This is a genomic window from Marinobacter sp. (assembly GCF_046484525.1).
Taxonomy (GTDB): domain Bacteria; phylum Pseudomonadota; class Gammaproteobacteria; order Pseudomonadales; family Oleiphilaceae; genus Marinobacter.
Window position 1 is genome coordinate 67,677 of the sequence record NZ_JAWOIS010000062.1, and the last position, 12,928, is coordinate 80,604.

At 58.4% G+C, this 12,928-nt stretch carries 10 protein-coding genes and 3 tRNA genes; 10 read left to right on the plus strand and 3 right to left on the minus strand.

Going from position 1 to position 12,928, the window contains the following annotated elements; translation table 11 throughout:
* Positions 1 to 16: 16 nt before the first annotated feature.
* Both R6W86_RS13520 and R6W86_RS13525 read right to left on the minus strand, forming a co-directional pair.
* Positions 17 to 538 carry a DNA polymerase III subunit chi gene (locus R6W86_RS13520; protein ID WP_410329890.1) on the minus strand — a complete coding sequence of 174 codons (522 nt, stop codon included), beginning with the start codon at positions 536 to 538 and terminating at the stop codon, positions 17 to 19.
* Entirely contained in the window at positions 538 to 2,031 is a 1,494-nt protein-coding gene (locus R6W86_RS13525; RefSeq protein WP_410329891.1) for a leucyl aminopeptidase, read from the minus strand. Before R6W86_RS13525 ends, R6W86_RS13520 begins: the two co-directional genes overlap by 1 nt.
* A gap of 229 nt (positions 2,032 to 2,260) precedes the next feature.
* Between R6W86_RS13525 and lptF the strand changes: the two genes are divergently transcribed.
* Complete coding sequence (gene lptF, locus R6W86_RS13530; protein ID WP_410329892.1) at positions 2,261 to 3,364, plus strand: LPS export ABC transporter permease LptF; 1,104 nt, start codon at positions 2,261 to 2,263, stop codon at positions 3,362 to 3,364.
* Positions 3,357 to 4,418: an LPS export ABC transporter permease LptG gene (gene lptG / locus R6W86_RS13535; protein WP_410329893.1), complete on the plus strand. Its 1,062-nt coding sequence runs from the start codon at positions 3,357 to 3,359 to the stop codon at positions 4,416 to 4,418. The genes lptF and lptG overlap by 8 nt, the downstream gene beginning before the upstream one ends.
* Positions 4,419 to 4,432: 14 nt before the next feature.
* Here the strand turns inward: lptG and R6W86_RS13540 are convergent, their stop codons facing one another.
* Positions 4,433 to 4,978, minus strand: a complete 546-nt coding sequence (locus R6W86_RS13540) for an RDD family protein (protein WP_410329894.1) — start codon at positions 4,976 to 4,978, stop codon at positions 4,433 to 4,435.
* Between the two features lie 141 nt (positions 4,979 to 5,119).
* Between R6W86_RS13540 and alaS the strand changes: the two genes are divergently transcribed.
* The 8 genes from alaS to R6W86_RS13580 all read left to right on the plus strand — a co-directional run bounded on the left by alaS (position 5,120) and on the right by R6W86_RS13580 (position 12,920).
* Positions 5,120 to 7,750, plus strand: a complete 2,631-nt coding sequence (gene alaS / locus R6W86_RS13545) for an alanine--tRNA ligase (protein ID WP_410329895.1) — start codon at positions 5,120 to 5,122, stop codon at positions 7,748 to 7,750.
* Positions 7,751 to 7,856: 106 nt separating this feature from the next.
* Positions 7,857 to 9,095 (plus strand): aspartate kinase, encoded by a 1,239-nt coding sequence (locus R6W86_RS13550; RefSeq protein WP_410329896.1) that lies wholly within the window; start codon positions 7,857 to 7,859, stop codon positions 9,093 to 9,095.
* Between the two features lie 196 nt (positions 9,096 to 9,291).
* Complete coding sequence (csrA, locus tag R6W86_RS13555; protein ID WP_092002912.1) at positions 9,292 to 9,489, plus strand: carbon storage regulator CsrA; 198 nt, start codon at positions 9,292 to 9,294, stop codon at positions 9,487 to 9,489.
* A gap of 126 nt (positions 9,490 to 9,615) precedes the next feature.
* Positions 9,616 to 9,705, plus strand: a tRNA-Ser gene (locus R6W86_RS13560).
* An 81-nt stretch (positions 9,706 to 9,786) separates the two neighbouring features.
* A tRNA-Arg gene (locus tag R6W86_RS13565) sits at positions 9,787 to 9,863 on the plus strand.
* Positions 9,864 to 9,926: 63 nt separating this feature from the next.
* A tRNA-Arg gene (locus R6W86_RS13570) sits at positions 9,927 to 10,003 on the plus strand.
* A 212-nt stretch (positions 10,004 to 10,215) separates the two neighbouring features.
* Positions 10,216 to 10,494 carry a hypothetical protein gene (locus tag R6W86_RS13575; RefSeq protein WP_410329897.1) on the plus strand — a complete coding sequence of 93 codons (279 nt, stop codon included), beginning with the start codon at positions 10,216 to 10,218 and terminating at the stop codon, positions 10,492 to 10,494.
* A 26-nt stretch (positions 10,495 to 10,520) separates the two neighbouring features.
* Positions 10,521 to 12,920 carry a phosphoketolase gene (locus R6W86_RS13580; RefSeq protein ID WP_410329898.1) on the plus strand — a complete coding sequence of 800 codons (2,400 nt, stop codon included), beginning with the start codon at positions 10,521 to 10,523 and terminating at the stop codon, positions 12,918 to 12,920.
* The last annotated feature ends 8 nt before the right edge of the window (positions 12,921 to 12,928 follow it).

Genomic DNA, 12,928 nt, shown 5'->3' on the forward strand with positions numbered 1-12,928 from the left:
CAGATCTGACTCTGTGCTATTCGCTTCTTCGTTTCCGCTGGTCGTGCACCTTGGGTTCGATCCCGAGAGCCCTGAGTTGCTTGAAATGGGATCTTGCCTGATTCAGCACGCTCGGATCGTTGTGGGCCACCAGTGCCAGTCGTTTGAAGCGGTCCGCATCCGCCGGCAGAGTGGCGGAGAGGATGATCACCGTATCCCAGTCTTCGGCGACCGGTGGGCAGAGCAGGATGCCGACGGGGTCGGTGCAGGTTGTTGTCGAGTCGGGGACGATCGAGTGGGGAATGAACGCATCCGGGCTGAAGTTCCAGATGAGGTCGTCCAGTTCCTGGGCCTGTTGCATGGTGTCGCAGACGATACAGACGCGGTCGCCCTGGTGCCAGGCTTTGTCCACGAGTTTGACTGCGTGGAGGTTGCGGGCAGTGGGGGTGTTTTTGGCGAGGATGTGGAACCAGTAACGCTGGTTCCGGCCTTCCTGCCCGGAGGGGCCGGCAGCGGGGCTGCCGGGGTCCGGGGTGTTTTGGGGCTGATCGTCCTGCATTATTTGCCGGCGTGGGACATGAGGTAGTCAACCAGTAGCGGTACCGGGCGGCCGGTACCGCCTTTGGCTTTGCCGGAGAGCCAGGCGGTGCCGGCGATGTCCAGGTGGGCCCAGCGGTACTCCTTGGCGAACCGGGACAGGAAGCAGGCGGCGGTGATGGTGCCGGCCGGGCGGCCGCCGATGTTGGCCATGTCGGCGAAGTTGCTATCGAGCTGGCTCTGGTACTCGTCCCAGAGGGGCAGGCGCCAGGCTCGGTCTCCGGTGCGTTCGCCAGCGGCCAGCAGTTCATTGGCCAGTTCGTCGTTGTTGGACAGCAGGCCAGTGGCCTGGTTACCGAGGGCGATGATGCAGGCGCCGGTGAGGGTAGCCATGTCGATCACCACTTCCGGGTCGAATTTCTTCACGTAGGTGAGGGCGTCACAAAGCACGAGCCGGCCTTCGGCATCGGTGTTGAGGATTTCGACGGTCTGGCCGGACAGGGTGGTGACGATGTCGCCCGGACGGGAGGCGCCGCCATCCGGCATGTTTTCGGCAGCCGCCACAACCGCGACGACGTTGATTTTGGGTTTGGTTTCGGCGAGTACTTTCATGGTGCCGAATACGCCGGCGGAGCCGCCCATATCGTACTTCATTTCGTCCATGCCTTCGCCGGGCTTGAGGCTGATGCCGCCGGTGTCAAAGGTGATGCCTTTACCCACCAGGACGTATGGCTTGTCCTTGGCCTTGCCGCCACGGTATTCCATGACGATCAGGCGCGGGGGCTGGGTGCTGCCTTTGCCGACGGCCAGGATGGTGTTCATGCCCATCTTTTCCATCTGCTTTTCATCCAGCACTTCGGTCTTGATGCTGTCGTAGTCTTTGGCCAGCTGTTTGGCCTGGTCGGCGAGCCAGCTGGGGTGACAGATGTTGGGCGGGGTGTTGCCCAGGTCGCGGGTGAAGTTCATGCCGCGGCCGGTGGCCAGACCCAGGTTGAAGGCTTCCTTGAGGGCTTTTCCGCCGCCGGAGGCGACCACGGTGACCTTGTTCAGTTTCCGGGAAGCAGGCTTGTCGCTCTTGAACTGGTTGAAGGTGTACAGCTGTTCTTCCAGGATGCGGCCGATGACGTTCAGTAGTGCTTCTTCGGAGGTGACGGCCTGGTCGCCTTTGATCGGGGTGTCTGCCATGGCGATCAGGGCACTTTTCGAGGGGCCGTCCTTGAGGGCGCCGATGACGGCGGTAACCGCCTTGCGGAAATTGACCGGTGAGCGGTCATCATTTTTGCCGGTGCCAACGACCAGAAGTCGGCTCCAGGCGCGGCCGTCGAGGGGGAATACAGCGGTGCTGCCGTTCTTGCCGGTGATGTCTCCTGCCGTTTGCAGCTTCTTAATCAGTCCGTCGAGTACTTCGTCGGCGTGGGTGGTCGACTCGGGCCAGTCGCCTTTCTCGGGCACGCCGACGACAAGGCAATCCGCCTTGGTGGTTGCAATAGCTTTGCTGCTCAGGCTGAAGTTCATGGCAACTCCTGTTGGTGATTCTGAAGAAACGTCCGCGGGGATGCGGATTGAATGTTTGTTCTAGTCTAGCATTGGGGTCGGCAGGGGGTTAATCAACCGGCCGGGGCAGGTTTCGCTATGGCCCGGATGTAATCCCCCGGCTCTGTCATTCAGACCAAAGGTTACATAGAATACGCGCTGTTTCCGGAATCCTCCATTCGTTTCCGCAGGTGCGGCCAGAGAGACCGTTTTGAGCATTATTTTCCGTTATCTCATTCGCCAGGTCATGATCAGCATGGTTGCTGTCTCCGGCATCCTGCTGCTGGTTTTCATGAGTGGCCGCTTCCTCAAGTACCTGGCCAGCGCCGCCGAGGGCAAGCTGTCGGCGGATGTGCTGGCGCTGATCATGATGTACCGGTTTCCGGGCTTCCTCGAGCTGATCCTGCCCCTTGGCCTTTTTATCGGCATTCTGCTCGCCTACGGGCGGATGTATCTCGAAAGCGAGATGACGGTGCTGTCAGCCTGCGGTATCAGTAACCGGCAGCTTTTGACCAAGACCCTGCTTGGCAGTCTCCCGGTGATGCTGACCGTCGGGGCCATGAGTCTGTATGTGTCCCCTTGGGGGATGAAGCAGGTGGAGTACATCTTTGCCGAGCAGGCCAAGGCCACCGAGTTCGAAATGCTGGCGCCGGGCCGCTTCCAGACCCTGCTTTCCGGTGGCCGCGTGACCTACACGGCAGACCTCAGCGATGACAAGCGCCGCCTGCAGGGCGTGTTCATTGCCGAATACGGCCGCAATGGCGAGGGCTTGAGTATCATTACGGCGGAGGCCGGTTCCCAGTTGATTGATGAAGAAACCGGAAGCCGGTTTCTGATTCTGGAACAGGGCGCCAGATTCGACGGCTCACCCGGGGCGCTGGATTACAAGGTGACGGAGTTCGGGGCATACGGGCTCAAGATCCAGAGTGGCACAGCACGGGATGTGGAACTCGAGGATGGCATGAGTACCGCCCGACTGTGGGCTTCGGACGACCCCGAGGATCGCGCCATGCTGCACTGGCGGTTGTCGCTGCCGCTGATCGTTCCCATTATTACGCTTTTGGCCGTACGCCTGAGCCGGGTCAACCCGAGGCAGGGGCGGTTCTTCCATTTATTGCCGGCCATGCTGGTCTATATCACTTACCTCGGCTTGCTCATCGTGGCCCGGGATGCCCTGGCTGACGGCAAAGTGCCTGAGTGGATCGGCATGCTCTGGGTCCACGCCCTGTTCCTGCTCTTCGGTTTGTGGCTGCAGTTTGGCCCCCCGTGGTTGCATCGGCGCCGCCTGATGAGGGAGGGTGCTGCTCATGCGTAAGATCGATGGCTACACCATGCGCACCGTGGGTGGAGCGATGTTCCTCGTCATGGTGGTGGTGCTGTCGCTGGATCTGATTTTTGCCTTTATCGGTGAACTTGAGGATACCCGCAACGATTACGACACCCTTCAGGCGTTGTGGTACGTGCTGCTCACGCTGCCCCGCCGCATCTACGACTACCTGCCACTGGGTGCCTTCATGGGCTGTCTCATCGGTTTGGGCTCCATGGCCAGTTCCTCGGAGCTCACGGTCATCCGGGCCGCCGGTGTTTCTTTGAAGCGGATTGTGTGGTCGGCCATGAAGCCGGCCCTGGTGGTGGTTCTGCTGGGTGTGCTGATAGGGGAATATGTGGCACCGCCTGCCGAACGCTATGCCCAGAGCCAGAAGGCGATGGCCCTGGGGGCCGGAAAGAACGTCGCTTCGGCCCATGGGGTGTGGCACCGGGAAGGGAATGTGTTCATGCACCTCAATGCCGTCCAGCCCAATGGCGTGTTGCACGGGGTTTCCCTGTTCCGGTTCAGTGACGACATGCAACTGGAATCTTCCAGCTTCGCGAAACGGGGAATCTACCAGGGGGATCACTGGTCACTGGAGAAGGTCAGGACAACCCATATCGAAGCAGAGGGTACGCGCCTGGAAAGGAGACAGGTGCTGCGCTGGGAAACCGGGCTGACTCCCCAGGTTCTCAGTGTGCTTATCGTCAAACCTGAGAACCTGTCGATGACCGGTCTCTATACCTACGCATCCTATTTGGATGAACAGGACCTGAACGCGGCCAATTACTGGCTGGCGTTCTGGAAAAAGACCCTGATGCCTCTGGGAACGGCGGTAATGGTACTGGTTGCCATCTCGTTCATCTTCGGTCCGCTGCGATCCGTCACCATGGGGTTCCGGGTGTTCACCGGTCTTTTGGTAGGGCTGCTGTTCAAGTACATGCAGGACCTGCTCGGTCCCATGAGTGTGGTTTACGGTTTCAATCCGATGCTGGCGGTGCTGATTCCGATCATCGTCAATGCGGCGGTGGGTGCCGTGCTGATGCGGCGGGCCGGGTAACTTCCCGGCCTGACTCAGAGTGTCTTTTTCTTCGCTTCTCTGGGTATCTGGACGACCACACTGTTGGACGTGCGGTCGGTAACTGACAGCCCGTTGATCGGCAGGAACAGGGCGATGATGGCGGGGACGGTCAGGAGCAGGGTGACAGGGCCCACGTAATAGCCGGCCAGCATGGCGGCGAAGATCATCGCCGCGGCAGTGCCGTAGCGCAGCAGGGCCTGGGTCCAGCTCACGGAAGTGCCGTCCAGGTTCTCGATGCGGATGCGCCATACCTGCATGCCCAGGGTCTGTCCGATCCGGGTCCAGAAGTAGGCGAAGAAGAGGTAAAGCACCAGGAAGAGCACGAAGGTCAGTCCCGGGTCACCGGATAGCTGGCCGGCTTCGGCCATCTGTTCGTAGTGTTCCCAGCCGATAATCCAGCCGGCAATCATGGTGTACACCCAGGTGACCACCAGCAACACGGCGATGCTGATCAGGCCATCGTAAATGATGGCAAGGGCGCGCTTGGTAAGCGTTGCTGGCGGGAACAGTTCCTCGGCGTCATGAAAGCGTCGGGGCATGGGGTTTCCTCTGAGGTTTCACGTTTTTCATGTTCTCGGCGTGTGCTAGAGTAGCGGATTTGCACACGCATGTAAGTATTCGTATTCAATCGCGGACCCGAGGGGCTCCCCGCCGGGTTTCTGGAAAGGTATCAAAGGTCTATGAAAACCGCAGAGTTGCGACAGGCGTTTCTCGAGTATTTCAGGCAGCAGGGGCACACCATTGTCGAGAGCAGTTCGCTCGTACCCCACGACGATCCCACATTGCTGTTCACCAACGCGGGCATGAACCAGTTCAAGGACGTTTTCCTTGGCCGCGAAGAGCGCGACTATACCCGAGCCACCACCTCCCAGAAATGCGTGCGTGCCGGTGGCAAGCACAACGACCTCGAGAACGTCGGTTACACTGCGCGTCACCACACCTTTTTCGAGATGCTGGGTAACTTCAGCTTCGGTGACTATTTCAAGCGCGAGGCCATCAACTACGCCTGGACCTTCCTGACCGGTGAGCAGTGGCTGAACCTGCCCAAGGATAAGCTCTGGGTGACCGTCTACGCCGAGGACGATGAGGCCTACGATATCTGGAACAAAGAAATCGGCGTGCCCGCGGACCGCATCGTCCGCATTGGTGACAACAAGGGCGCCCGTTACGCTTCCGACAACTTCTGGCAAATGGGCGATACCGGCCCGTGTGGGCCCTGTACCGAGATTTTCTATGACCACGGCCCGGAAGTGGCCGGTGGCCCTCCTGGCAGCCCGGAAGAGGATGGCGACCGCTACATCGAGATCTGGAACGTGGTGTTCATGCAGTACAACCGTACTGCCGATGGCGAAATGTTAAATCTGCCCAAGCCGTCTGTAGACACAGGCATGGGCCTGGAGCGCATTACCGCGGTGCTGCAGGGCGTTCACAGCAACTATGAAATCGATCTGTTCCAGAATCTACTGAAGGCCGCTTCTGAAATCCTGGGCGGTGTAGCTACCACCGAAGCATCACTGCGAGTGGTTGCGGACCACATTCGTTCCTGCGCCTTTCTGATCGCCGACGGCGTCATGCCTTCCAATGAAGGCCGTGGTTTCGTGCTGCGTCGGATCATCCGCCGGGCCGCGCGCCACGGCAACAAGCTGGGTGCCAGCGAGCCGTTCTTCTACAAGCTCACCGATGCCTTGGTGAAGCTGATGGGCGAGGCTTACCCGCAGCTGGTCAGCAGCCAGAAGCAGATCGAGAAGGTGCTGCTGCAGGAAGAAGAGCAGTTTGCCAAAACACTGGACAAGGGGCTGCGCCTGCTCGAGCAGGATATCGCCGAGCTGAAAGGGTCCGAAATTCCGGGTGAGACCATCTTCACCCTGTACGACACCTACGGATTCCCGGTGGACCTGACCAACGATATCGCCCGGGAGCGAGGCCTGACGCTGGATTACGAAGGCTATGAAAAGGCGATGGAGGCCCAGCGTGATCGTGCCCGTGCCGCCAGCAAGTTCGGCATCGACTACAACGCCACCGGCCTGAAACTTGAGGGCCAGACCGAATTCACCGGTTACGACCATATTGACGGCCACGAGCGGATTCGTACCGTGCTGGTGGGCACCGATGAGAAAAACGCCGAGGCCGGCGACGAGGCAGTAGTGGTGCTTGAGCGTACCCCCTTCTATGCCGAATCCGGTGGTCAGGTAGGCGACACCGGCCTGCTGACCTGGAGCGGCGGCCGTTTTAAGGTGAACGATACCCGCAAGGAAGGTGACAACCACCTGCACATCGGTACCGTGATCGAGGGTGAGCTGTTCCCGGGCCTGGAAGTGGACGCCCGCATCGACCATGCCCGGCGTGAGCGCACCAAGCGCAACCATTCGGCCACCCACCTGCTGCATGCTGCCCTGCGTAAGGTGCTGGGTGAACACGTCACCCAGAAGGGTTCCCTGGTGGATCCGGACAAACTGCGTTTCGACTTCTCCCACTTCGAGGCGGTCACGCTGGAGCAGCTCAGGGAAATCGAGCGCCAGGTGAACGAGCAGGTGCTGGAAAATACGCCGGTCCTGACCGAAATCACCGATATGGATAGCGCCAAGGAGAAAGGTGCGATGGCCCTGTTCGATGAGAAGTACGGTAATAGTGTCCGTGTCCTGAGCATGGGTACCGACAATTATTCCGTCGAGCTGTGTGGTGGTACTCACGTGGCCCGCACCGGTGATATTGGCCTGTTCCGCATTACCTCTGAAAGTGGCATTTCCTCAGGCGTTCGTCGCATCGAGGCGGTAACCGGTTTCGGTGCGCTGGAATGGGTCGAGGAAACCGAAAGAACGCTCCGCGATGCCGCGAAGCTGGTCCGCGCGACCCGGGAAACCGTGGTCGAAAAGGTCCAGCAGACTCTGGATCGTAATCGGCAGCTCGAGAAAGAGGTGGACGCGCTCAAGGCCAAGTTGGCCAGCTCCGCCGGTAGTGATCTCGCCGGCTCTGCGGTGGAAGTCGCCGGTCTCAAGGTCGTCGCCGCCGAACTGGAAGGCGCGGACCGAAAGGCCCTGATGGAAACCGCTGACCAGTTGAAGAACAAGCTGGGTGAGGGCGTGGTCGTGCTGGCAACGGTCGAGGATGGCAAAGTGATCCTTGTGGCTGGCGTGACCAAGTCCGCCACGAATCGCATCAAGGCCGGCGACCTGATGAAGCACCTGGCGGCCGAGGTGGACGGCAAGGGTGGCGGCCGTCCGGATATGGCCCAGGGCGGTGGCAACGATCCGTCCAGGCTGGCCGGTGCCCTGGAAGGCGTGTCTGCCTGGGTGGAAAAAAATATCGCTTAAGCAACTGTTTTCGGAAGCGGGCTGGGGTTTATAATCCCGCCCGTTTTCTTTTAATTGGCGGGGCATGGCCCCGCTGCGATTCCCCGTATCGGAGTTTGGGAAAGACATGGCTCTGTTGGTTCAGAAATTTGGTGGTACCTCGGTGGGAACCACCGAGCGCATAGAAGCGGTTGCCGAGAAGGTCTGCCGGTTCCGTAAGGAAGGTCACGATGTGGTGGTCGTGGTGTCCGCCATGAGCGGCGAAACCAACCGCCTGATTGCTCTTGCCAATGACATCATGGAAGAGCCCACGCCTCGGGAAATGGATGTACTGGTCTCTACCGGCGAGCAGGTTACTATTGCCCTGCTGTCCATGGCCCTGCAGAAACGGGGCTGTGATGCCCGTTCCTACACCGGTTCCCAGGTGCGGATCCTCACCGACAGCAGCCACACCAAAGCGCGCATCCAACATATTGACGAGCACAACATGCGTTCAGATCTCGATGCTGGCCGGGTGGTTGTCGTTGCCGGATTCCAGGGTATCGACGAGAACGGCAATATCACGACCCTCGGCCGTGGCGGTTCCGATACCACCGCGGTGGCGCTGGCAGCGGCGTTGAAGGCGGATGAGTGCCAGATCTACACTGATGTGGATGGTGTTTACACCACCGATCCACGGGTCGTTGACAGTGCACGCCGCCTGGAGCGGATCACGTTCGAGGAAATGCTCGAGATGGCGAGCCTGGGGTCGAAGGTGCTCCAGATTCGTTCCGTCGAGTTTGCAGGTAAATACAACGTTCCATTACGGGTGCTGTCCAGCTTTCAGGAAGGCGAGGGCACCCTGATTACTTTTGAGGATGAAAACGCCATGGAACAACCGGTTGTTTCCGGCATTGCTTTTAACCGCGATGAAGCCAAACTGACTATTTCCGGTGTGCCTGATACCCCGGGCAGTGCCTCGCGTATACTGAAACCGGTCAGCGACGCCAATATCGAAGTGGACATGATCGTCCAGAACGTTGGCGAGGATAACAAGACCGCCTTTACGTTTACCGTGCACCGGAACGACTTCAAGCGGGCGAAGGAAGTGCTTCAGGGCGTTGCCGATGAACTGACCGCCGGTGAAGTGGTTGGCGACAGCAAGATTGCCAAGGTCAGCATCGTGGGTGTGGGCATGCGTTCTCACGCGGGTGTTGCCTCCCGGATGTTCGAAGCGCTGTCGAATGAAGGTATCAATATTCAGATGATCTCCACATCGGAAATCAAAATTTCCGTGGTGATCGATGAGAAATATCTCGAACTTGCCGTTCGGGCACTGCATAGTGCTTTCGAGCTCGACAAGAACGGGGTGCAAGAAGGGGCCTGAACCAACGGATGCCAGACTTATCCGAGGGTCTCATAACAAGGGAGTCATTGATTGAATCTATCAGGAAGCGCATTCGCATAAGTGAATGTGCGTCTGTTGATCGATTAGTGATCCCATTATAAAAGCAAGAAGTACAAAAAGTACGTTAAACCATTTTTTCGGAACAGGCAGAAGCTCTGGATAGGGAGTAAGGGATATGTTGATTTTGACTCGCCGCGTTGGCGAAACTCTGATGATCGGTGATGAAATCACTGTCACCGTTCTGGGAGTCAAGGGGAACCAGGTTCGCATTGGTGTAAACGCCCCGAAGGATGTTGCGGTACACCGCGAAGAAATCTATCAGCGGATTCAGTCCGAAAAAGGCTCCGAGGAGCCGGAACCGGGCAATCGTTGATCAGAAAAAAGCCGTTCAGGATTAACCCGAACGGCTTTTTTTATATCCGGGTGAATCGAGGCTGAAAAATCTCGTGTCAACCCTATGAAAACAGAAAAATTATGGTAGTATACGCCCCGTTCTCAAGGAGAGGTGGGTGAGTGGCTGAAACCAGTTCCCTGCTAAGGAACCGTACGAGCAATCGTACCGAGGGTTCGAATCCCTCCCTCTCCGCCATTTCCATTTTGCGGAAGGCAGAGGACCGTTGAGGTTGCACTTGACTATTCAGAATGAAGTCTGAAATAAGAGTGTTGATGCGCGGCTGTAGCTCAGCTGGATAGAGTACCTGGCTACGAACCAGGCGGTCGGAGGTTCGAATCCTCCCAGCCGCGCCACTTATTCAAAACCCTCTTGATTTCAGTGAAAAAAGTTGGTTAGCCAACAATGTGAAGTTTTAAGCGGCTGTAGCTCAGCTGGATAGAGTACCTGGCTACGAACCAGGCGGTCGGAGGTTCGAATCCTCCCAGCCGCGCCATATTAAAGTCGAAGCGCCTCAGTTTGTGTACCCCACAGGCTGAGGCGTTTTGCTATGTATTGCTGGGAGGATTTGAACCGATAAGAGGTTCGACCGAAGCACACGAAGTGTGCTGAGGAACGCCGGAGCGAAGCGACGGCGGCCCCGAAGGGGAAGGGCCGAAGGCCTGCCTAATCCTCCCAGCCGCGCCATATTAAATAAAGAACCCCGCCATGAGCGGGGTTTTTTATTTCCTCCCCATGGCTGTCACGTGGACAGCCGACACCCGCCTTACTATTTTTATCAGGCGGGAGTCCCCACTCCCCCTCAATGCTCGCATGACCGATCCCCGCCGGTGCAACGCTCAGGGAAACGACAGCATCATGGAAAGAAAAACGGACGAATACGCCGATCAGCCCCTCGAAGAGACCCTGAAAGCATTGGGCACCGACGCCTCACACGGTTTAGCACAGGTGATCGTGCCGAAGCTGCATGAGGAATTTACCTTGTGAACCAATCATCCCAGAGGAGCAATCCGATGTCAGGAAACGGGAAGCTAAATACTTCGGAACCGGCGCCTTTGGAGCCGGATGAGCTGGAGCGAATCGACGCCTACTGGCGGGCTGCGAATTACCTGTCCATCGGCCAGATCTATCTGCTGGACAACCCGCTGCTGCGGCAGCCTCTGAAACTGGAGCATATAAAACCGAGGCTACTGGGACACTGGGGAACGGTGCCCGGCCTTAACCTGGTGTACGTGCACCTGAATCGGGTGATACGGACCAGGGGCCTGAACATGATTTACGTGACCGGGCCTGGCCATGGAGCGCCGGGGATCGTTGCCAACACCTATCTGGAGGGCACCTATTCCGAGGTCTATCCCAGTGTGAGCCGGGACGAAGAAGGGATGAAAAAGCTTTTCCGCCAATTCTCCTTTCCCGGAGGCATTCCCAGTCACACCGCACCGGAAACGCCGGGTTCCATTCATGAGGGTGGCGAGCTCGGGTATTCCCTGAGTCACGCGTTCGGGGCTGCTTTCGATAACCCCAATATGATCGTGGCCTGCGTGGTGGGGGATGGTGAGGCAGAGACCGGACCAGCCGCCACAGCATGGCATTCCAATAAGTTCCTGAATCCGGTTACTGATGGTGCGGTGTTGCCAATTCTCCACCTGAACGGCTACAAAATCGCCAATCCGACCATACTGGCGAGGATCAGCCCGGAAGAACTGGAGGAGCTGTTTTCCGGTTACGGCTACAAGCCCTACCTGGTCGAGGGTGATGACCCGATGGTGGTCCATCAGAGGATGGCTGCGGTATTGGATGAGGTTCTGGACGAGATCTGGTCGATCCAGTCCCATGGCAGGGAGGGCGGGAGTGAGGAGCGGCCCCGCTGGCCAATGATCATTCTGCGAACCCCCAAGGGCTGGACCTGCCCCGAGGAGGTTGATGGCCTCAGGGTCGAGGGCTACTGGCGTGCGCATCAGGTTCCTTTTGCCGAGCTTGCCAGCAAACCCGAGCACATTCGGGTGCTTGAACACTGGATGAAAAGTTACCGGCCCGAGGAGTTGTTTGACGACAACGGCACTCTCCGGCCCGAGCTGGCGGCATTGGCTCCCCGGGGGACTCAGCGGATGGGAGCCAATCCCCATGCCAACGGAGGTCTCCTGCTCAGGGATTTACGGCTTCCGGAGTTTGCCAGCTATGCCCTTGAGGTTCCGCAGCCTGGCGCCGTTCCGGGGGAAGCTACCCGGCGCCTGGGTGACTACCTCAGGGATGTCATGGCGCAGAACCTCGAAAATCGGAATTTCCGGGTGATGGGGCCGGACGAAACGGTGTCCAACAGACTCGGAGCCATTCTTGAGGTGACGGATCGAACCTGGCAGGCAATGCGGATGGATTACGATGACCATTTATCACCGGATGGCCGGGTTATGGAAATCCTCTCCGAGCATACCTGCCAGGGATGGCTGGAAGGTTATCTGCTGACCGGACGCCATGGGTTCTTTTCCTGCTACGAAGCGTTCATCCACATCATCGATTCCATGTTCAATCAGCATGCGAAATGGCTGAAGGTGAGTCAGGGTATATCCTGGCGCAGACCGGTAGCTTCGCTCAACATTCTGTTGACTTCCCATGTCTGGCGCCAGGATCACAATGGTTTCTCCCATCAGGATCCCGGGTTTATCGATCACGTGGTTAACAAAAAAGCCAGCATCGTGCGGGTGTATCTGCCGCCGGATGCCAACACGCTTTTATACGTTGCCGACAAGTGCCTGCGCAGCCGGGACAAGGTCAATGTCATTGTTGCGGGTAAACAGCCCAGCCCCCAGTGGTTGGACATGGACTCGGCAATCAAGCATTGCCGCGCCGGTATCGGGATCTGGGAGTGGGCCAGTAACGACCAGGACGGTGAGCCGGACGTGGTGATGGCCTGTGCGGGCGATGTGCCTGCCGTCGAGACCCTGGCGGCGGTCAAACTCCTGCGTGAGCATGTGCCGGAGCTGAAGGTTCGGGTAATCAACGTGGTTGACCTGATGACGCTCCAACCGAAAGAGGAGCATCCCGTGGGGCTTTCGGAACGGGACTTTGATTCGCTGTTTACGACCGACAAGCCGATTATCTTTGCATTCCATGGCTACCCCTGGCTGATTCATCGCCTGGCCTATCGGAGAACGAATCACCGGAACCTGCATGTGCGCGGTTACAAGGAAGAGGGCACGACGACAACACCTTTCGATATGGCAGTGCTGAATGACATTGATCGATTCCATCTGGTGATGGATGTGGTAGATCGTGTACCGCATCTCATGCAGAGAGGGGCCTACCTCAAGCAGCATATGCAGGACCGGCTGACCGAACACAAGCAGTATATTGACAGGGAAGGGCAGGATATGCCGGAAATCCGGGATTGGCGTTGGACGGGAAAAGGGGGCTGAGTGGAGGC